21 protein-coding genes are annotated in these 19,583 nt (G+C 71.8%); 11 read left to right on the forward strand and 10 right to left on the reverse strand.

Translation table 11 applies throughout. The features are described from left to right. The first annotated feature begins 41 nt into the window (after positions 1 to 41). Positions 42 to 698 carry a hypothetical protein gene (locus BLQ91_RS02405; protein WP_090094888.1) on the forward strand — a complete coding sequence of 219 codons (657 nt, stop codon included), beginning with the start codon at positions 42 to 44 and terminating at the stop codon, positions 696 to 698. A gap of 87 nt (positions 699 to 785) precedes the next feature. On the opposite strand, the gene BLQ91_RS02410 is transcribed toward BLQ91_RS02405, so the two are convergent. The 3 genes from BLQ91_RS02410 to BLQ91_RS02420 all read right to left on the reverse strand — a co-directional run bounded on the left by BLQ91_RS02410 (position 786) and on the right by BLQ91_RS02420 (position 4,227). Further along, entirely contained in the window at positions 786 to 2,072 is a 1,287-nt protein-coding gene (locus tag BLQ91_RS02410; RefSeq protein ID WP_090094889.1) for a dicarboxylate/amino acid:cation symporter, read from the reverse strand. 183 nt (positions 2,073 to 2,255) lie between these two features. Continuing rightward, positions 2,256 to 2,855, reverse strand: coding sequence for a Maf family protein (locus BLQ91_RS02415; protein ID WP_090094890.1), 600 nt, complete (start codon positions 2,853 to 2,855; stop codon positions 2,256 to 2,258). Then, positions 2,815 to 4,227 (reverse strand): MFS transporter, encoded by a 1,413-nt coding sequence (locus tag BLQ91_RS02420; protein ID WP_245733010.1) that lies wholly within the window; start codon positions 4,225 to 4,227, stop codon positions 2,815 to 2,817. The genes BLQ91_RS02415 and BLQ91_RS02420 overlap by 41 nt, the downstream gene beginning before the upstream one ends. Before the next feature lie 77 nt (positions 4,228 to 4,304). Between BLQ91_RS02420 and BLQ91_RS02425 the strand changes: the two genes are divergently transcribed. Then, complete coding sequence (locus BLQ91_RS02425) at positions 4,305 to 4,694, forward strand: hypothetical protein (RefSeq protein WP_090094891.1); 390 nt, start codon at positions 4,305 to 4,307, stop codon at positions 4,692 to 4,694. On the opposite strand, the gene BLQ91_RS02430 is transcribed toward BLQ91_RS02425, so the two are convergent. Next, positions 4,691 to 4,927, reverse strand: a complete 237-nt coding sequence (locus BLQ91_RS02430; RefSeq protein ID WP_090094892.1) for an acyl-CoA carboxylase subunit epsilon — start codon at positions 4,925 to 4,927, stop codon at positions 4,691 to 4,693. The two genes, BLQ91_RS02425 and BLQ91_RS02430, sit on opposite strands and share 4 nt — an antisense overlap. Further along, positions 4,924 to 6,570, reverse strand: a complete 1,647-nt coding sequence (locus tag BLQ91_RS02435) for an acyl-CoA carboxylase subunit beta (protein WP_090094893.1) — start codon at positions 6,568 to 6,570, stop codon at positions 4,924 to 4,926. Before BLQ91_RS02435 ends, BLQ91_RS02430 begins: the two co-directional genes overlap by 4 nt. Before the next feature lie 117 nt (positions 6,571 to 6,687). Between BLQ91_RS02435 and BLQ91_RS02440 the strand changes: the two genes are divergently transcribed. From BLQ91_RS02440 to BLQ91_RS02450, 3 genes are read left to right on the forward strand one after another with little or no spacing between them, the layout of a single operon-like run. Continuing rightward, positions 6,688 to 7,494 carry a biotin--[acetyl-CoA-carboxylase] ligase gene (locus BLQ91_RS02440; protein WP_090094894.1) on the forward strand — a complete coding sequence of 269 codons (807 nt, stop codon included), beginning with the start codon at positions 6,688 to 6,690 and terminating at the stop codon, positions 7,492 to 7,494. A gap of 13 nt (positions 7,495 to 7,507) precedes the next feature. Next, a complete protein-coding gene (locus tag BLQ91_RS02445) occupies positions 7,508 to 8,032 on the forward strand; it encodes a PH domain-containing protein (RefSeq protein WP_090094895.1) in 525 nt (174 codons plus the stop codon). Continuing rightward, positions 8,019 to 8,948, forward strand: coding sequence for a hydroxymethylglutaryl-CoA lyase (locus BLQ91_RS02450; protein WP_090094896.1), 930 nt, complete (start codon positions 8,019 to 8,021; stop codon positions 8,946 to 8,948). The genes BLQ91_RS02445 and BLQ91_RS02450 overlap by 14 nt, the downstream gene beginning before the upstream one ends. A gap of 161 nt (positions 8,949 to 9,109) precedes the next feature. Here the strand turns inward: BLQ91_RS02450 and BLQ91_RS02455 are convergent, their stop codons facing one another. After that, on the reverse strand, positions 9,110 to 9,559 hold the full coding sequence (locus tag BLQ91_RS02455; RefSeq protein WP_245733012.1) for a MaoC family dehydratase: 450 nt from the start codon (positions 9,557 to 9,559) through the stop codon (positions 9,110 to 9,112). Positions 9,560 to 9,655: 96 nt separating this feature from the next. Between BLQ91_RS02455 and BLQ91_RS02460 the strand changes: the two genes are divergently transcribed. From BLQ91_RS02460 to BLQ91_RS02475, 4 genes are read left to right on the forward strand one after another with little or no spacing between them, the layout of a single operon-like run. Beyond that, positions 9,656 to 10,126, forward strand: coding sequence for a YbaB/EbfC family nucleoid-associated protein (locus BLQ91_RS02460; RefSeq protein ID WP_245733014.1), 471 nt, complete (start codon positions 9,656 to 9,658; stop codon positions 10,124 to 10,126). Then, positions 10,123 to 10,437 (forward strand): WXG100 family type VII secretion target, encoded by a 315-nt coding sequence (locus BLQ91_RS02465; protein ID WP_090094898.1) that lies wholly within the window; start codon positions 10,123 to 10,125, stop codon positions 10,435 to 10,437. The genes BLQ91_RS02460 and BLQ91_RS02465 overlap by 4 nt, the downstream gene beginning before the upstream one ends. 1 nt (position 10,438) lies before the next feature. Beyond that, a complete protein-coding gene (locus BLQ91_RS02470) occupies positions 10,439 to 13,057 on the forward strand; it encodes a TNT domain-containing protein (RefSeq protein WP_090094899.1) in 2,619 nt (872 codons plus the stop codon). Further along, a complete protein-coding gene (locus BLQ91_RS02475) occupies positions 13,054 to 13,314 on the forward strand; it encodes a hypothetical protein (RefSeq protein ID WP_090094900.1) in 261 nt (86 codons plus the stop codon). The genes BLQ91_RS02470 and BLQ91_RS02475 overlap by 4 nt, the downstream gene beginning before the upstream one ends. On the opposite strand, the gene hisN is transcribed toward BLQ91_RS02475, so the two are convergent. Continuing rightward, on the reverse strand, positions 13,295 to 14,074 hold the full coding sequence (gene hisN / locus BLQ91_RS02480) for a histidinol-phosphatase (protein WP_245733020.1): 780 nt from the start codon (positions 14,072 to 14,074) through the stop codon (positions 13,295 to 13,297). The two genes, BLQ91_RS02475 and hisN, sit on opposite strands and share 20 nt — an antisense overlap. 31 nt (positions 14,075 to 14,105) lie before the next feature. Between hisN and BLQ91_RS02485 the strand changes: the two genes are divergently transcribed. Then, positions 14,106 to 14,780: a response regulator transcription factor gene (locus tag BLQ91_RS02485; RefSeq protein WP_090094902.1), complete on the forward strand. Its 675-nt coding sequence runs from the start codon at positions 14,106 to 14,108 to the stop codon at positions 14,778 to 14,780. Beyond that, complete coding sequence (locus BLQ91_RS02490) at positions 14,780 to 16,054, forward strand: ATP-binding protein (protein ID WP_090094903.1); 1,275 nt, start codon at positions 14,780 to 14,782, stop codon at positions 16,052 to 16,054. The genes BLQ91_RS02485 and BLQ91_RS02490 overlap by 1 nt, the downstream gene beginning before the upstream one ends. Positions 16,055 to 16,072: 18 nt before the next feature. Here the strand turns inward: BLQ91_RS02490 and BLQ91_RS02495 are convergent, their stop codons facing one another. From BLQ91_RS02495 to BLQ91_RS02505, 3 genes are all read right to left on the reverse strand, one after another. Next, entirely contained in the window at positions 16,073 to 16,609 is a 537-nt protein-coding gene (locus BLQ91_RS02495; RefSeq protein ID WP_090094904.1) for a GtrA family protein, read from the reverse strand. Beyond that, positions 16,539 to 17,138 carry a GtrA family protein gene (locus tag BLQ91_RS02500; protein ID WP_425412435.1) on the reverse strand — a complete coding sequence of 200 codons (600 nt, stop codon included), beginning with the start codon at positions 17,136 to 17,138 and terminating at the stop codon, positions 16,539 to 16,541. The genes BLQ91_RS02495 and BLQ91_RS02500 overlap by 71 nt, the downstream gene beginning before the upstream one ends. A 111-nt stretch (positions 17,139 to 17,249) precedes the next feature. Further along, on the reverse strand, positions 17,250 to 19,541 hold the full coding sequence (locus BLQ91_RS02505; RefSeq protein WP_090094906.1) for a sigma-70 family RNA polymerase sigma factor: 2,292 nt from the start codon (positions 19,539 to 19,541) through the stop codon (positions 17,250 to 17,252). Positions 19,542 to 19,583 lie beyond the last annotated feature (42 nt).

Below are 19,583 nucleotides of genomic sequence, written 5' to 3' on the forward strand. Positions count from 1 at the left end.
ACTTCACATCCATCGTGGGTGCATCGAGCACAATTTGCGACGTGGGTGGAACCAGGTCCGTGCAGGTGGTCGCCGTCGCCGCGGCCGTGGTCGTCGTCGCGGGGCTGGTGTTCGCCTATTTCCAGCGCCCCGACAACACCGATTCAGGTCAGTACGGAACCGATCCCGGAATGCGCTGCGGTACCACCGTCTGCCAGGTCGTCATCGGCAAGTCGGTCGGCGGGGACCTCGTCGAGCTGCTCTCCGGCACCGGCGGCGGCCGCATCAGGGTGACCGGCGACTCGGGGCCGTTCATCTTCGAGATGACCATCGCCGAGTCCGGCGCGGTGGTGACCGACAAGTCGCTGCAGTGCGCGGAAGCGGCGGTCAGCGTGTGCCTCGTGCGCGGCGAGAACGGCGGAAAGGTGCTCGGCGAGGTGCTGCTCCGCAAGGACGGCACGTGGTCACGCGCGCAAGCGGCCTACCTGTCCAGTGCCGGTTACCTCGGGCTGCACGACGTCGACGAGGACGGCACCGCGGACATCGTCGCCGCCCAGCTCGCCTGCGACGGCCTGTGCAAGGACTCGTTCGTGCAGGTGTTCTCGGCGCTCGGTCCGAACGTGGGCTGCACGACGCCGGCGCCCGCCCGTGAACAGCTCCCCGGCTGGCCCACGCCGGTGCCGGAGCTGTCGCAGTTGCGGCCCTGCGCCGATTCCTAGCGGCGTGCCACCCCGAGCCGCAGCCGAGAACGGAAGAGGGGACGAAGAGCGGCGGCTCTTCGTCCCCTCGAACTCCTGGAGCGGGCGTCAGGCGTTGACGAGGTCCTTCTCCGCCGGAGCGGCGGGCTCCTCGATCAGGCCCTCGCCGCGGGCGACGACCACCGGCACGGTGATCTGGCCGGCCACGTTGGTCGCGGTGCGCATCATGTCGAGGATCGGGTCGATCGCGTAGACCACGGCCACACCGGTCGCGATCACCTGCGGCGGCAGGCCGACGACGCTCAGGGTCAGCGTGAGCATCGTGTACCAGCCGGTCGTGCCGGCCGTGGCCAGCGCGCCGAAGACGGCGACACCGACGATGGCGACGTACTGCCACACCGAGAGCTGGATGCCGAACAGGTTCGCGATGAAGATCGTCGCGACGGCCGGGTAGACCGCGGCGCAGCCGTCCATCTTGGTCGTCGTGGCCAGCGGCACGGCGAAGTTCGCGTACTCGTCCGGGACGCCGAGGTCGGCGGCCGCCTTGCGGGACAGCGGGAGCGTGGCGCCCGAGGAGCGCGACACGAACGCGAACTGCAGCGCGGTGCCGGCCTTGCGGAAGAACTCGACCGGCGAGGTCTTGCCGACGAACTTCAGCAGCACCGGGTAGACGACGAACAGCACGAGCGCCGAGCCGAGGTACACGGCCAGGATCAGCGAGAACAGCGGCTTGACGAACGAGTTGCCGTAGGACGCCACGGCGTTGCCGATGAGGCCGAAGATACCGATCGGGGCCAGCAGGATGATCCAGCCGACGACCTTCTGGACGATGTCGAAGAACGAGCGCACGAGGTTGGTGAACGGCGCGGCCTTGTCACCCAGCGCGTAGGCGGCGAAGCCGACCAGCACGGCGATGAACACGACCTGCAGCACGTCGCCCTCGGTGAACGCGCTGAAGATGTTGGTGGGCACCAGGTTGTCGAGCAGCGCCTGCCACGAGCCGGACGCGCGCTTGGCGAGCTTGTCGACGGCGCCGGCGGCGGGCTCGATCTGCAGGCCCGCGCCGGGCTTGACGATCGAGGCGACCGCGATGCCGATCAGCACCGCGATGAACGACGTGATGGCGAACCACAGGAACGTCTTGCCGCCGAGGCGTGCGGCGGTGCGGCCGCCGCCGAGGTTCCGCAGCGACGCGATGCCGACGACGATCGCGGTGAAGACGAGCGGGATGACCGTCAGCTGCAGCAGCGCGGTGAACGTGGAGCCGATCTTGGCGAGGACGGGCGCGAGCCACGTGCCCTTGCCGAGCCAGCCGGCCAGCGCTCCGAGCACGAGCGCGCCGAGGACTGCGAGTCCGAAGACCTTGGGTTTGCGGTATGTCTGGACGAACGACACGGGGACATCTCCTGGGCAGGGATGAGCTGAGCGGGGTGGCGGAGGCGTTGGCTCCGACAACCCGTGCTCGTCCTGCGTGCCAGGTCGATGTGCCTGCGACGCGTCAAGTACATGTTCACCGCTAGTTCCCAACGCCGGCGTCGGGGCTGAGTCTTCCCTGATCGGGTGAACTGTGACCAGCGTCTACCAGAGTGTGGACGCGGGAACACCCAGCCGGCCGAGCAGCCTCCGGGTGAGGGGCAGGCTGATGCCGATGACGGACGTGTGGTCGCCCTCGACGCCGTCGATGAACCAGCCGCCGAGGCCGTCGATCGTGAAGCCGCCGGCGACGTGCAGCGGCTCCCCGGTCGCGATGTAGGCCTCCAGTTCCTCGTCCGTCGGCGTGCCGAACCGCACCGTCGTCGACTCGGCGGCCGACGCGCGGTCCACGACCACCCCGCCGGAGACGCGCAGCACGGTGTGGCCGGTGATCAGCACACCGCTCTTGCCCGCCACCCGGCGCCACCGCTCGCGCGCGACCTCGGCCGTGCCGGGCTTGCCGACGAGCTCGCCCTCGAAGAGCAGCATCGAGTCGCAGCCGACGACGACGCACTCGTCGTCGTGCTCGACCGCCTCGGCCTTCGCCGCGGACAGCGCGACGACGGTCTCCTCGGGCGTGGGGTCGTCGAGCGCCGCCACGAGCGCGTCCTCGTCGACGCCGGAGACCCGGACGACGGGCTCGACGCCCGCGGACCGCAGGACGCTAAGACGGGCGGGTGACTGGGAGGCCAGGATCAGACGCACGCGCGGAGTCTGTCACGCCGCCCGGAGCGGCGACCCGGCGAAAGGCGAACGCGGCCGCGATCCCGACCGCCATCACCGCGAGCAGCAGGTAGAACGACGCCCGCACGGCCGCGGTGAAGTCGCCCGTGGCCGCCAGCACGATCTGCAGCACGGCGGCCGTCGTGGCGCTGCCCAGCACGTTCCCGAACTGCCGCGAGGTGTTGTAGACGCCGGCCCCGGCGCCCAGCAGCGACCGGTCGAGCGTCCGCGTCGAGATGTTCGTGAGCGGCGAGAACACGAGGCCCATGCCGATGCCCAGCGCCACCATCGACGGCAGCAGGACCCACTGGGGACCGTCGCCGAGCAGGAACGTCATCGCGCCGGTGCCGAGCGCCATCAGCGCGAAGCCGGTGATCGGCAGGTACTTGGCGTCCGCCCGGTTCGACAGCCGTCCCGCGAAGTGCGCCACCACGCCGGACATCAGCGACGCCGGTGCCGTGACCAGGCCCGTCATCAGCGGTGACAGCTTCGGCACGGTCTGCAGGAACAGCGCCAGCGGGACGAAGACGCCGGTCACGCTGATGCCGATGGCGATGTTCGCGACGTTGCCGAGCGAGAAGTTGCGGTTGCGGAAGATCCGCAACGGCATCAGCGGCTCGGGGTTGCGCGCGGACGCCTGCCACAGCACGAACGCGGCGAGGAACAGCACGCCCGCCGCGATGATCTCGGCGATCGTGAGCGGCCCGGCGACCCGGCCCCACCCGTAGTGCTCGCCGTTCTGGACGCCGAACACCAGCAGCCCGAGGCCCAGGCAGCACAGCACGACCCCGAGCACGTCGAACTTCGGCGCGCGGCGCGGCTTCAGGTCGGGGACCCACAGCACCAGCAGCACCACCGCGAGCACGCCGATCGGCAGGTTCACGAAGAAGATCCACTCCCAGCCGAGGTGCGTGACCAGCACGCCGCCGAGCAGCGGCCCGGAGACCGTCGCGAACCCGGCGACCGACCCCCACGTGCCCAGGGCCGCACCGCGCTTGTCCGGCGGGAACAGGTGCGTGATGAACGCCATCGTCTGCGGGGTCATGGCCGCCGCACCCAGGCCCTGCAGGACGCGGGACGCGATCAGCGCCTCCACGCTGGTCGAGAGGCCGCACGCCAGCGACGCGAGGATGAAGAGCACGAGCCCGACGCCGTAGAGCCGCTTGGGCCCGTACCGGTCGCCCAGCCGCCCGGTCAGCAGCAACGGCACCGCGAACGCGAGCAGGTAGGCGCTGACCACCCAGATCACGTCGTTCAGGGAGGCGCCCAAGTCCGTGATCATCGACTGCAACGCCACGTTCACGATGGTCGTGTCCAGCAGCGTCATGAAGAAGCCGATGCACAGCGCGTACACGGTCCGCCAGTTCGCACGGTCCGATTGAGTAGTACTGCTGATGTGCGATCACCTCTTCAGTCGGCACTCTCAGCGGAGTGAAGCGCTGGGTGCTTGTTCTCACCGAACGCGGTTCCGATCGCGAAGGCAAGCGCAGACGGATCGCGGCACTGCTCGTCGTCCTCGGCGGGCTCATTGGATCGTGGGGCGTTGGAGGCGTGCTCGCGAGCGACCCGATCGGCTACGGAGTTCCCGTTTGGCCGTTCGCCGACACCGCCGATCGCGCGGAGAACGCGCTCCTCACGTCCGTCGTGCCCGCTGTGCGCGGAAACCTGCCGGTCAACCAGGCAGGCGTGCAGGTGCTGAGGCGGACCACCGCCTACGGCAGCGCGTTCTGGACGCTGAAGCTCGAGGTCGACGGCGAGACCCGCTGCCGCGAGGTCGCCGTCGGTCTCACCGTCTCGAGCCGCCGGGTGGAGTGTTCCTAGCCCGGGAAGCCGGACGCGCGCCACGCGCCCGGACCGTGCTGCAACGGCCGGCGCACCCGGCGGGCGTGGTTCGCCCACTCCGGACGCCGCTCCGGCTCGTCCTCGGCGGGAGCGGCCGAGGCCAGCCCCGCGACGACCGCGGCCAGCGCGGCCAGCTGGTGGTCGTCCGGGTCGCCCTTGACGACCCGGAGCAGCGGCTGTTGCTGGGGCTCGTTCTCCTCGGACGCGGTCACAGCGGGATGTTCCCATGCTTCTTGGGCGGCAGGGTCTCGCGCTTGTCGCGCAGCATCGACAGCGCCCGCGCCACGTAACCGCGGGTGTAGGACGGCGGGATCACCGAGTCGACGTACCCGCGCTCGGCGGCCACGTACGGGTTGCACAGCGTGTCCTCGTACTCCTGCTGCAGCTGCGCGCGCAGGGCGTCGACGTCCTCACCGTTCTGAGCGGCGGTGGCCAGCGTCTTGCGGTGCACGATGTTCGCGGCGCCGCTGGCGCCCATGACGGCGATCTGCGCCGTGGGCCACGCGAGGTTGATGTCGGCGCCGAGGTGCTTGGAGCCCATGACGTCGTACGCGCCGCCGTACGCCTTGCGCGTGATGACGGTGACGAGCGGGACGGTGGCCTCGGCGTAGGCGTAGATCAGCTTGGCGCCGCGGCGGATGATGCCGTTCCACTCCTGGTCGGTGCCGGGCAGGAAGCCGGGCACGTCGACGAACGTGAGCACCGGGATGTTGAACGCGTCGCAGGTGCGCACGAACCGCGCGGCCTTCTCCGAGGCGTCGATGTCTAGGCAGCCGGCGAACTGGGTGGGCTGGTTCGCGACCACGCCGACGCTGTGGCCGTCCACGCGGCCGAAGCCGACGAGGATGTTCGGCGCGAACAGCGGCTGGACCTCCAGGAAGTCGCCGTCGTCGAGCACGCGGTTGATGACCTCGTGCATGTCGTACGGCTGGTTCGCGGAGTCCGGGATGAGCGTGTCGAGCTCGCGGTCGGAGTCGGTGGTGGAGTCCGGGACCGACCCCTGCCCCAGCGTGCCCTCGAACGTGGGCGGGTCGGAGAGGTTGTTCGACGGCAGGTAGCTCAGCAGCTCCTTGACGTACGCGATCGCGTCCTCCTCGTCGCTGCCGAGGTAGTGCGCGTTGCCCGACTTCGTGTTGTGCGTGCGGCCGCCGCCGAGCTCCTCGAACGTCACGTCCTCGCCGGTGACGGTCTTGATGACGTCCGGGCCGGTGATGAACATGTGCGAGGTCTGGTCGACCATCACCACGAAGTCGGTCAGCGCGGGGGAGTAGACGTGCCCGCCCGCGTTCGAGCCCATGATCAGCGAGATCTGCGGGATCACGCCGGAGGCCTTCACGTTGCGGGAGAAGATCTCGCCGTAGAGGCCGAGCGAGACCACACCCTCCTGGATGCGCGCGCCGCCGCCCTCGTTGATGCCGATGATCGGGCGACCGGTCTTGATCGCGAGGTCCATGACCTTGACGATCTTCTCGCCGTAGACCTCGCCGAGCGAGCCGCCGAACACCGTGACGTCCTGGGAGAACACGCACACCGGACGGCCGTCGACGGTGCCGTAGCCGGTCACCACGCCGTCGCCGTACGGCCGGTTGCGCTCCTGGCCGAAGTTCGTGGAGCGGTGGCGCGCCAGCTCGTCCAGCTCGACGAAGGAGCCGGGGTCGAGCAGGAGGTCGATGCGCTCGCGGGCTGTCTTCTTGCCCTTCGCGTGCTGCTTCTCGACCGCGCGTTCCGAGCCGGCGTGAACCGCCTCGTCGTTGCGCCGGTAGAGGTCAACGAGCTTGCCCGCGGTGGTGTGGACGTCCGGGGCGCCTGAGGCCTCGGTGGGGGCGTGCCCAATCGGCTCGGTCGCACTGCTCATGGGCTCGCAGCCTAACGAGACCATTGCTGAACTGCCCCGTGCAGTTGTCCAGGTCACGGCAACCTGTTCGCCGTGTTCCATCGCACGTACCCTCTTCCGTTCCAATAGCCTGGCGCGATGGACACCGCACTCGACACCGAAGCGCTGCGCGCGAGGCTCGTCGCACCCAACGGCCCGTACGCCGCCCTCGACGTCGTGGAGAGCACTCCGTCCACGAACGCCGACCTCGCCGCAGCACCCGGTGCCGCCGACCGCACCGTGCTGATCGCGCTGGAGCAGACCGCCGGCCAGGGCCGTCGCGGCCGCACCTGGTCGTCTCCGCGCGGTGGCCTCTACGTCAGCGTGCTGTTCCGTTCCGCCGACGTGCCGCCGTCGCGGCTGCCGTGGCTGAACCTGATCGCCGGCCTGGCCCTCGTGCGCGTGGCCCAGTCCGTCGGCGTCGAGGCCTCGCTGAAGTGGCCGAACGACCTGCTGCTCGGCCCGGACGCGGGCAAGGGCGCCGGGATCCTCTCCGAGATCACCGCCGACGGCTCGGTCGTCGTCGGCATCGGCCTGAACGTGGCCGAGCTGCCCTCCGACGTCCAGCCCGCCCCCGGCGGCCTCGCCCCGACGTCGCTGGAGGACGCGGGCGCCGCCGATCTCGACCGCGAGGAGCTGGCGTTCCGGCTGCTGGTCGAGCTGGCCGGCCTCGAAGGCGTGTGGCGCAAGAACGGCGGCGACGCCGAGGAGTCCGGCGTGCTGGAGGAGTACCAGGAGCACTCGGCGACCATCGGGCAGCGCGTGCGCGTCGAGCTTTCGGGTGGCGTGGAGCTGGAAGGCGTTGCTCAGCGCATCGAACCCGACGGCACGCTGACCGTGCGCGGCACCGATGGGGTGGACCACGGCGTGTCCGCTGGTGACGTGGTGCATTTGCGCCGGGCGTGATTAGGGTTGGCCCATGGCCTACCCCGACGACCTGCTGAGTTCCGGCGAGCACGTCGTGATCCACCGGCACCCCCACTGGAAGGTGCTGATCTTCCCGGTGTTCTGGCTGCTGGTGGTGGTCGCTCTCGGCACCTACCTCGCAGGACTCGTCGCGGACCAGTCGTGGGCCTCCATCGCGCTGGTCGCGCTGGCCGTGGTCGGCGCCGTGCTGGTCCTCTGGCTGACGGTCGCACCGCTCGTGCGATGGCGGACGACGCACTTCACCCTCACGTCGGACCGCGTGATGTACCGCGAGGGAGTGTTCAAGCGCACAGGCCTCGACATCCCTTTGGCTCGTGTGAACAGCGTCCGCTTCGAGCACTCTTTCGTGGACAGGCTGCTCGGCTGCGGCACGCTGGTCATCGAGTCGGCCTCGGACGAGCCGCTCGAGTTCGACGACATCCCGTCCGTGGAGAAGGTGCACACGATGTTGTACCGAGAGGTCAACGACAACCCCGGCGACGACTACCACCCGGGAGTCGTCGATGGGCGCGCGTGAGGTCGGCCTGCCCGACGTCGTGGGGTCCGGGTCGCTGCCCTCGCGGGTGACGATCTGGGAGGTCGGCGCCCGCGACGGCCTGCAGAACGAGTCGGTCGTCGTGCCGGTCTCGGTGAAGCTCGAGTTCCTGGCGCGGTTGGCCGCCTCGGGCCTGTCCGTCCTGGAGGCCACGTCGTTCGTGCACCCCAAGTGGGTGCCGCAGCTGGCCGACGCCGCCGAGCTGCTGGCCGGGCTGGAACCCGCGCCCGGCGTCGTGTACCCCGTGCTGGTGCCCAACGAGCGCGGGCTGGACCGGGCGCTGGAGGCCGGGGTCTCGCACATCGCGATCTTCGCGTCGGCCACGGAGACCTTCGCTTCCCGGAACCTGAACCGGACGCTCGACTCGCAGTTCGAGATGTTCGAGCCGACCGTCTCCCGTGCGCTGGCCGCCGGGCTGGAGGTTCGCGGGTACGTGTCGATGTGCTTCGGGGACCCCTGGGAGGGTCCCGTCGCCCGCTCCCAGGTCGTGGAGGTGGGGGAGCGGCTGCTGGAGATGGGCTGCTCGCAGCTGTCCCTCGGAGACACCATCGGGGTGGCCACGCCGGGGCAGGTCGAGGCTTTGCTGGCGGGGTTCTCGGACGTGTCGTCGTTGGCCGTGCACTTCCACGACACCTACGGGCAGGCGTTGTCCAACACCCTGGCCGCGTTGCGGTGCGGGGTGACCACTGTGGACTCCTCCGCCGGCGGGCTCGGCGGGTGCCCCTACGCGGAGTCCGCCACCGGGAACCTCGCCACCGAGGACCTGGTGTGGATGCTCGACGGGCTGGGGGTCGAGACCGGGGTCGACCTGGACCGGTTGGTGGAGACCTCGGTGTGGATGGCGGAGAAGCTGGGGCGGCCCAGTCCTTCTCGGGTGGTTCGGGCGTTGGCCGGGTGACGGCTGCTCGTGCCGCGAGCTCGTCCTGATGATCTTGTCCGGGGTGCTGGATAGGTTGTGTTGCGAGGGGTCCTGAGGTCGGGGGACGCCTGCGTCAGCATGCGTTCCCCTGTTGCGTTGGGCGGCTGCCTGGTGCGTAGCGGGGTACGTCCTCGTGCCCGTCAGGCGCCCTGAGCGCCCCGGGACGTGAACATGCCCGTCGCCACGAAGCGGTAGACCAGCTCGTCGCCGCGCTTCGCCGTTCCCTCGAACTCCACCAGGCCCAGCCCTGGGCGCTTCTTCGACAGGCGGGCGCTGAGCACCGTCGCCGCGAAGGTCAGGCGGTCGCCGGGGTGCACGGGGGCCGGCCACGAGAGTTCGCGGCCGCCCGGCGAGCCCTGGGAGGTGCTGTCGGAGAGGACCTCGTCCACCCAGCGGCGCATCCACAGGGAGGCCGTGTACCAGCCGGAGGCGGACAAACCGCCGAAAATCGAGTTCCTGCCCGCTTCCTCGTCCAGGTGGAAGGGCTGCGGGTCGAACCTCCTCGCGAAGTCCAGCATGTCCTCCCGGTCGACGATCACCTCGCCGAGCGGGATGATGCGGCCTGCGGGCAGATCCTCGTAGGCGATCACGCGTTGATCGTACGCAACTGAATTCGCTGGGAACCGATTCCTGGGCGGGGGCGTCCTAGAGCCCGAGCCCAGGGCTATGCGTGTGAGGGGGACTCGGTGGACGACCACCGTGCGCAGGTCGAGGAACTGCTCGCCGACTACCGGCGCAGCCGCGAGCAGCTGGTCGCCGTCCAGCGCGAGCTCGCTGCCGTGTCCGGGCAGGCGTCCAGTCCTGACGGGACCGTCACCGCGACCGTGGACGGCGGGGGCAAGCTCGCCTCGCTGGAGCTCTCCGAGCTGGCTTATCGGCGGCACCGGCCGGAGCAGCTGGCCGAGTTGATCGTGCGGACCGCGGCGGCTGCTGCCGCGAGTGCGGCTGAGGACACCTACAAGGCGTTGAGCACGGTGTTGCCCGCCGCCACCGATCCTGCCGCGCTGGTCGCCGGCACCGCCGACCTGCGGCCCTCGGAATACGAAACCGTGGATCGGGGTCAGCAGCCCGTTCGTGGTCGTGTCGTCGACGACGAGGACAACGAGCAACGGGAGAGCTGGCTCGACTCCGAGCTCATCGACAGGAGGGTCCGATGACCGGGTACGGGGCCGACCTCGGGCGGCTGGACGCCGGGGCGCGCGACCTCAAGGGCTTCGCCGGGCAGGCCAACGAGATCGCGGGGTCGCTCGACAGGGCGCTGGCCGCGTTCGGGGCCTGCTGGGGGGACGACGCCGTGGGGCAGAGCTTCGCCGCCTCGCACGAGAAGCCCTCCGGGGATGCCGCCGGGGCGTTGGCCGGGCTCGCGACGACGTTGGGGGACGTGGGCGAGAAGCTCGCCGCGACGGCCGAGACGTACCGGCACGTCGAGCAGAGCAACGCCTCCGCGATGAGAAGGTTGGACGGCTGACATGGGCATCGAGCTTCCCGCCGAACTCGCCGGCATCGCCGCCAAGGCGGGCGTTTCGTGGCCCAAGGCCGACGAGGACGCCATGCGGTCCAGCGCCACCGCGTGGCGCGAGGCGGGCGACAAGATCAAGAATCTGGGCACCTCGTCCGACGGCGTCGCCACGCGCGCACTCGACGGGCTGACGGGCGGCACGGGTGACGCCGCGCGCGGCCGGTGGGCCAAGGTCGTGGCTCCGGACGGCGACTTCCAGCGCGCGGCACGCGGGTGCCACGCGGCCGCCGACCGGCTCGACCACGCCGCCCGGCAGGTCGGTGCGGCCAAGGTGGAGATCGTCCGCGAGCTCGTGGCGCTCGCCAAGAACAACGACGCGGCGACGGCGTCGGCCAGCGCCGGCAACCCCAACGCGCTGCTCGGCCTCGACACGTTGACCAGGGGCGCGGCGGCCAACGTCGCGAACCTCACCAACCTGCTGTCGTCGGCCATCCGCCTCGACAGCGGCCTGGACATGAGCCAGGGTTCCCCGCCCGTCAACACCTCGCCCGGTGCCCACGGTCCCGGTGGCGGAGGGGGCGGTGGACTGCTGTCGCCGATCACGGACGTCGTCGGTGGCGTCGTGGCTCCGGTGGCGAGCGTCGTCGCTCCCGTCGTCGAGCCCGTTGCCGCCGTGGTCGCCCCGGTCACCGAGGCCGTCGCGCCCGTCGTGGGTGCGGTGACGGCTCCGGTCGCCCCTGTCGTCGGTGCCGTGACGGCGCCCGTCGCACCGGTCGCCGGTGCTGTGACCGACGCTGTCGCGCCCGTGCTGGACGCCGCTGCCCCGGTGACGGCACCCGCCGCCGCTGTGGTGCAGCCCGTGGTCGACGCGGTGCCCGGTGCCCACCAGGCCGTCGGCCCGGTGCTCGACGGTCGTGGCGACGGTGACGGGCCGCGGGGCGACGGGCCGCGCGGTGACGGTCCCGGTGACGGACACGGCCGCGGCGAGGGACAGGGACGCGGCGAGGGCAGGGGTCTTCCGGGGCTCGTGGCCGACACAGGTCACGCCGTCGGTCACGTCGTCGCGCCTGTCGCGCACCACGCGGCCGACGCGATCCCGAGCGTTCAGGGCACTCTCGGCCCGATCGCCGAGGGCACGACCCGGGCGTCGGCCGCCGTGCTCGAGCAGCCGCTGGTCCGCGGTGACGTGCCCGGCCAGGCGGCTGCGGCGGCGCAGGCGTCCGCGCCCGCGGCTCCTGCCGCTCCCGCTGCTCCGGCAGCCGGGCCGGTGGCCGGTGCTCCGGCCGCGGGTCCGATGGGTGCGCCCGTCGGCGGTGCCGCGGGTGGTGCCGCTCCGGCGGTGGCCTCCCAGGTCGGTGCGGCCGTCGGTCAGCAGGCCGGTGCGCAGCCCGGTCAGGCCGCCCAGGGCCAGCAGGCGCAGCAGGCCGCCAAGGCCGCGGAGGCGAAGGCCGGCGAGGTCAAGGCCGGTGAAGCCAAGGCGGGCGAGGCGAAGCCGGGCGCTCCGGCGTCCCCGGCGGCCAGGACGGGCCTGCCCGGTGCCGCGCCGGCGCCGGGTGGTCAGGCGGGCGCGCTGCCGGGTCAGACCGCGAGCCAGGTGCAGGCGCCGGCCCAGGGACAGGGCGGCCAGGCCCAGCAGGGCCAGGTGCCCGGCAAGGAAGGCCTCGCCAAGGACGCCCACAAGGACCCGTGGAAGGACGCGCTGCACCGGGACCCGGAAGCGGGCGACTTCGGCACCGACGGCTCGGCGTACGGAACGCGGAAGCTCGGTGACACCATCGCCACGCCCGCGGTTCCGCTCGCGGGTGTCGACCTCGGTCCGGCGGGCGGGGCGGGGGCCGGTGTGCCCGGCGAGACCGCCACGACGGCCCCGCTCTCGGGCGTCGACCTCGGCGGTGCGCGGCCGAACGCCCTCACCGACCGGCTCGAAGGCCAGCAGAACCAGGCGCTGGCCGACACCGGTCTGGCGGGCGACGTCCTCCGCCACACCTACACCGCCGCGGCCGCCGGCAGCTGGTTCATGGCGATCTTCCTCAGCGCCGGGCAGGCACCGCGCCGCGCGCCGAAGCCCGCCCGCCAGCTCCCGCCCCCGCCGCAGGAGCAGGAGCAGCAGCGGGTCGTGCCGAGGTTCGCGCCCGGCGACCACCCGCGGGCGGACATGGTCGGCACGTCCGCGTCACAGCCGTCGGCGCCGTCCGAGGGGCTGCGCCGGGACCACCCGGTCGTGCAGGAACTGCTGAAGGACCACGACCCGCTCGCGGGCATGCACGAACGCGACTGGGACAGCCTGTTCCTGAACGAGGACGGCACCCCGCGCTGGCCCGTCGAACGAGAGGGCGGCTACGAGGACAGCCTGCCCGAGGTGCTGGAGGCGGGCGCCGAGATCGACCGGTTCGGCACCCCGGAAGGCCGCGTCCTGAGCACGGCCGGCACGCCGTTCCGGGAGCGCTCGCTGCCCCCGCAGGCGGCGGACGAGGGCTACCGGCGGTACCGGGTCGAGAAAGACCTGCCGGTCCACCGCACGATCAGCGCGCCCTGGTTCGGGCAGCCCGGCGGCGCGAGCCGCTACCGCACCACCCACCCCGTCGCGGACCTCGTCGCGCTCGGCTACCTCACGGAGATCACCGCATGAACGTCGAGTCGCTGCCCGAGTGGCTGACCAGGATCGGCGTGCCGGACGACGTCGTCAGCATCGGTGAGGAGGCGGACCAGCGCTGGTGCCTGCTCACCGACGACGACGGCAAGGGCCACGAGGTGTTCTGGCAGGAGCAGGGCAACCGCTACGACTGGGCCCGGTTCGACGACGAGAGCGTGGCGTGCCACTACCTCTTCGGACGGCTGGCCTGGGCTCAGGTCGCGCGCGGAAGTCTCACCGTGCCAACAGCTTGAGCGCTTCCTCGTGCAGGTGGCCGTTCGACGTCAGCACGCTGCCGCCGTCGTAGCGCTCCTCGCCGTCGAGCGAGGTGAAACGGCCACCTGCCTCCGGGACCAGGACCTGGAACGGGGCGATGTCCCACGGGTTCGCGACGCACTCGGGCGCGAGGTCGACGGCACCCTCGGCGACCAGGCAGTGCTGGTAGAAGTCGCCGAACGCGCGGCTCTCCCACGTCGCGTCCACCAGCCGCAGGTACGCCTCGCGGGAGTGGTGTTCGACCCACGACTTGATGTCCGTTGTGGACACGTAGGCGTCTTCGAGAGAACGCACCCCCGACACGGAGATGGCGCGCTCACCGGAGGCGTCCGACGCATAGGCGCCGGCGCCGGCGGCAGCCCACCAGCGGCGGCCCAGCGCGGGCGCGGACACGACGCCCACGACCGGCGTGCCGTCGACGACCAGGGCGATCAGCGTCGCCCAGATCGGCACACCGCGCAGGAAGTTCTTGGTGCCGTCGATCGGGTCGAGCACCCAGACGCGCGCCGCGTCCAGCGTGCCGCCGCGCTCCTCGCCCATGACGACGTCGTCGGGGCGTTCGGAGGCCAGCACGGCCCGGACCGCGTCCTCGACGGCGACGTCGGCATCGGTGACGGGTGTGCGGTCCGGCTTGCGCTCGACGGCGAGGTCGTGGGCGCGGAAGCGGGTCGCGGTGATCGCGTCGGCGGCGTCGGCGAGGCGGAGGGCGAGTTCGAGATCAGCATCGTGGCGTGACACGCGGCGATCGTTCCACGAATACGCTGGGCGCGTGAGCGTGGTGTTGCTGGCCGAGGACGACCCGGCCATCGCGGAACCCCTCTCCCGCGCGTTGACGCGGGAGGGGTATTCGGTGCAGGTCGTCGGGGACGGGCCGAGCGCCTTCGAGGCCGCCATCACCGGGGGCATCGATCTCCTGGTGCTGGACCTCGGCCTGCCCGAGATGGACGGGCTGGAGGTCTGCCGCAGGCTCCGGCAGAGCGGCAGGGGCATCCCCGTGCTGATGCTCACCGCCCGTGCCGACGAGGTCGACTTCGTGGTCGGGCTCGACGCCGGGGCGGACGACTACGTCGCCAAGCCGTTCCGCCTCGCCGAGCTGATGGCCCGCATCCGCGCCCTGCTGCGCCGCCGGGCGCCCGGCACGCTCGAGGTCAACGGCGTGCGCGTCGACCTGGCCGCCCGCCGCGTCACGGTCGACGGCAGCGAGATCCAGCTGGCGAACAAGGAGTTCGAGCTGCTCAAGGTGCTGATCCAGCGCGCGGGGCAGGTCGTGAGCCGCGACGAGATCCTCTCCGAGGTCTGGAACGACCCGGACCTCAAGGGCAGCAAGACGCTCGACATGCACATGTCGTGGCTGCGCCGGAAGCTCAGCGACGGCACCCCGAACTCCGCCGAGAAGCGCATCGCGACCGTGCGCGGCCGCGGCTTCCGCTTCAACGCCGACTGATGCGCCGCCGGATCCTGCGGGCCATCCTGCTCGCCGTCGCCGTCACGGGCTTCGTGCTCGGCATCCCGCTCGGCTACACCGCGCTGCAGCTCGTCGAGGACACCGCCCGCGGCGACCTCACCGAACGGGCCCAGCGCATCGCGACGACGCTCGACGACCAGATCGCGAACCGGCAGAGCATCGACGTCGAGGCGGTGAAGATCGCCATACCGACGGACGGCCGCCTCACGGTCGTGTCGGGAGGCGTCACCAGCGCCACCGGCCCCTCACCGGGCGACCAGCCGCTGACCGTCGAGCTGCCGATAGCGCAGCAGGGCAGCGTCCGGCTGGAGGTCCCCTCCGGACCGATGCACACCAGCCAGGCGCAGGTGGCGGGCCTCGTGCTGCTCCTGCTCGCGCTTTCGGTGGGCACCGGCACGGTCGTCGCCCTGGTGACGGCGCAAACGCTCGCCCGGCCGCTCGGCCACGTCGCCGCCCGCGCGTCCCGCCTGGGCGCCGGCGACTTCCGCGCGGACGAGAAGCGCTACGACATCCCCGAGCTGGACGCGGTCTCCGAGGCGCTCGACACCTCGGCCACCGCGCTCGCCCGCCTGGTGCAGCGCGAACGCGAGCTGGTCGGCGACGTCTCCCACCAGCTCCGCAGCCGGCTCACGGCCCTGCAGCTGCGGCTGGAGGCCCTGGCGGAGCACCCCGAACCCGACACGGCCGCCGAGGCCCGTGCCGCGCTGGAACAGGCCGAACGCCTCGCCGCCGTGCTGGACGAGCTCCTCGCCGCCGCCCGCGCGGCCAGGGCCGTGGGCGCCGAGCCGCTGGAGATGCGGCCCGCGCTGACCGCGATCGCCGAGGAGTGGCGCGAACAGGTCAAGAGCCAGGGCCGGGCGCTGCGCGTGCGGGTCCCGGACGGCCTGCTGGCCCGCGCGACCCCGGCCCGCCTGCGCGAGGCCATCGGTGTGCTGCTCGACAACGCCCTGCGCCACGGCGAGGGTTCGGTCGTCGTCTCCGCCCGCGGCGAGGACGGCACGGTCGTGGTCGAGGTCAGCGACGGCGGTGCCGGTGTGCCGGACGAGCTGGCGGCGCACATCTTCGAGCGCGGCGTCTCCGGCGGCGGCTCGACCGGTGTGGGGCTGGCGCTCGCCCGTGCGCTGGTGGACGCGGACGGCGGCAGGCTCGAGCTCTCGACGGCGCGGCCGGCGACGTTCGCCGTGTTCCTGCCGGTGCCGAAGGCCCAGGACGTGGTGGGGATCCCCTGGAAGACGCCGACCACGCCGCGGTAGTGGTGTGGCGGCGCGCGACTAGGAGTGGCCGAGTTCCTTCTCGTCTTCGATCGACCGCTTGGCACCCCGGGCGTTCTCCTCGGGGAACACCCAGTTCTTGTAGCCGTACCAGCGGAAGACCATCGCGACGAGCGTGCCGACGATCTGCGCGCTCAGGAAGTCCGAGATCTCCTCGGTGAGCCGCGACACGTGCGGCTCCTGCAGGTGGAACGCGTACCGCGCGATGTAGAGCGGCGCCGAGTTCAGCACGATGCCGATGCCGTTGACCAAGAAGAACAGCGCGGCTTCGTGGTGGCGCTCACGGCCACCACGGGTGCGGAACGACCATTCCCTGTTCAGGACGTACGACACGATCGTGGCGACCAGGGTGGCGATGATCTTCGCCGTCACCGGGTTGTTCGGCAGCACGACCGTCTTGATCCCGAAGAACAGGACCGTGTCGATCACGAAGCACGTGCCCCCGACCAGGGCGAACTTCACTAGTTCACGATGCTTCAGCGCGATCGACCGGATCGGCTCCGGAAACCGGGAGACCACTGTTTCGGCTAGGGACACGGGGCGAGTCTACGGAGATCGGGTGAACGCGCCGGTCCGGTCGAGCTCCGGCGTCCGGGAAGACCCAGCGGCGCATGGCCCAGAACTTGAAGCCGGTGGCGAGCAGCATGCCGATGATCGAGCCCGAGACGAAGTCCGCGATCTCCTCGGTCATGACCGCGACGAACGGGGCCTGCAGGCCGAACAGGTGCCGCGACAGCCACAGCGGCAGGATGTTGATGCCGACACCGAGGCCGCTGACCAGGAAGAACAGCGCGGCCTCGTGGTGGCGTTCGCGGCCGCCGCGGGTGTGGAACGACCACTCGCGCGAGAGCACGTACGAGGCGATGACCGCCACCAGGACGCCGATGACCTTCGCCGTGACGACCTTGTCGGTCAGCACGGTGAGCTTGAGCGCGTACCAGATGCCGTTGTCGATGAGGAACGTCGTGCCGCCGACCAGGGCGAAGCGGATCAGCTCGCGGTGCTTGTGCAACAGGAACTGGAGCGGTTCCGGCAGCCGGCTCATGGCGCGGCGAACGACTGGCAGCACCGCGCCAGCTTACGGATCAAGGTGACGACGCCTGGCCTCGGGTGTCGCATTCCGCCACTCAGAGGTGCACCACCTGCACGTTCAGTGACGAACGAAGATCAACGGTCGTCAACTCCGCGGCGGTGCGCAGTCCGGCCACCCGATGATGCCGCCGATCAGCCTTGGGACCAGACCGGACGGCGGCTCGCACGGCTCGGGCCTCGGCGTCGGGGGCGTCGACGGCGGAGTGGACGGCGGCGGAGTGGACGGCGGCGGCGTCGGGGTGGGCTCGACCGGCAGCGACGGCAGCGTCGGGACCACCGGTGCCGAGGGCTCGGCCGGGTCGACCGGCACCGCCGGTGACTCCGGAGCCTTCGGCTCGGTGGGCTTCGCCGGCCTGGCGGGCCCGGTCGGCCGCGTGGGCTGCGTGGGTTGCGTGGTTGTCGGCGGGACCGTGGTCGACGTCGGCGGCTCCGGCTCCTCTTCGACCGGCGGGTGCCACGGCCAGCCCTTCACCGGCACGGTGACGGACTTCGCCGCGTTGCCCAGCGATGCCCTGACGGTGATCTCGCCGCCCCGGTGCGGCCGCCCGAACGCCCACAGCGACATCCGGAACTTGCCGCCCTTGTCGAGGTCGGCGACGCAGCGGATCGAGTTCTTGTCCGTGCGACGGCATTCGGGGTACGCGGTGAAGAGCACGACGTTCTCCGACGACGTCACGTCGAGCTTCAGCGTGCCGGCGCGCGGGCCCTTGTTGCGGACCTGCACGTCCACGCGCGGGTCCCAGTGGATCTGCTGCCACGTCGACACGGTGAGGTCGATGTCGTCGTTCACCGGCGGCACGTCGACCGCGACGCTGACGTTGACCGAGATCGACGCGCCCGCGCTGATGGTGCCCGTGATCGTGCCGGGAACGGCGGAGTCGGTCGCGCGCAGCCGGAACAGGAACGTGGCCTGGCCGCCGGGCGCTATGCCCCGCGGGGTCGCGCACGTGATCACGCCGGTGCCGGCCGGGCAGGTGACGTTCTGCTCGGCCGAGGCGTCCGGCTGCAGCACCCTGGCGGTGAACGACGAGGCCCCGCCGGTCGAGACCACGCCCGGCGGCAGGTTCAGCACCATGCTCGCGGGCGGTGCCGCGGTGCCGCCCGTGTTCCGGACGGTGATCGGGAAGTCCTTGGGGTCCTCGCCCGGCGTCAGCGCGTACCCGCTCGGCGTCGTCGGCGTGAGCGACGGCGGAGCGGGTTCGGGCTCCGGCTCCGGCTCCGGCTCGGGCTCGGGTGCGGGCTCGGGAGCCGGCTCCGGCGCGGGCGCGGGAGCGGGAGGAGCCGGTGGTGGTGGCTCCGGCGAGGGCTCCTGGGCCGCGGCCGGTGGCGGTGCCGGCGTCGGAGCAGGAGGAACGGGTGCCGGCGGCACCGGCCGCTGGGGCTGGACCTGGGTCTGCGCCGGGGACGTGGGGATGGCCTGGACGACGGGAACCTGCTGCTCACCGCCGCTCGCGGCCAGCGCGATCGCCACGGCGGCGGCGACCGCGGCGGCGGAGCCGCCGACGGTGACGAGCTGGCGGGGGATCGCGGCACCGGCCGCGCCCGCGCCACCCGTGGCCGCTCCGGCGCCGACGGCGGCCGTGGTCGTGCCGGCCGCCACCAGGTACGTCGTGGCGCCGATGCCCAGCACCAGCGGGGCGACGAAGATCCGCAGCGCGCCGTTGACGTCCGCGAGCTCGGCGGCGAGCGCCCGGCACCGGCCGCACTCGTCGAGGTGCGTCTCGACCTGGGTCGCCTCGCGCTTGGACAGGCCCCCGCGGGTCCAGGCGCCGAGCCGGTCGACCGTCGCCCGGCAGCGTTCGGCGTCGGTCTCGGTCAGGTGCATCTGCAGGTACTGCTGCTTGAGGCCCTCACGGGCGCGGTACGCGAGCGCGGACACGCCGTTGGCCGTCATCCCGAGCAGCGGGGCGACCTCGGCGGGCGACTGGCCCTCGATCTCGGTGTGCCACAGCACCATCTGCCAGCGCTCCGGCAGGGCCGCGAACGCGCGGGCGGCCAGCGACCGCTCCAGACCGGCGACGGCCGTGTCCCTGAACGCGACCGGCGGCGCGACGTCGGTCATGTCCTCGGTGAGGGCGACCTTCCTGTCGCGGCGGGTCTTGTCGTACGCGGTGTGGCGCAGGGCCGTGAGCAGGTAGGCGCGGAAGGCCGAGTCGGGGCCGCGGCCGGCGCGGAGCGTGTCCAGCACCTTCGCGAACGCCTCGGACACGAGGTCGTCGGCCTCGGCCTGCGACCGGGCCAGCTGGCGGGCGAGGTTGTAGGCCGCCGAGACGTGGCGTTCGTACAGCTGGCCGTAGGCGTCGATGGTGCCGCCGCGCACGGACTCGATGAGTTCCGCGTCGCTGGGCCCCTGGACGTCCGCAGGAACGATCGCCACAGTCTTCGTTTCCCTCCTCGTGGCGCTCAGTGTGACTTACGG

The organism is Lentzea jiangxiensis, from assembly GCF_900104175.1.
GTDB lineage: Bacteria > Actinomycetota > Actinomycetes > Mycobacteriales > Pseudonocardiaceae > Lentzea > Lentzea jiangxiensis.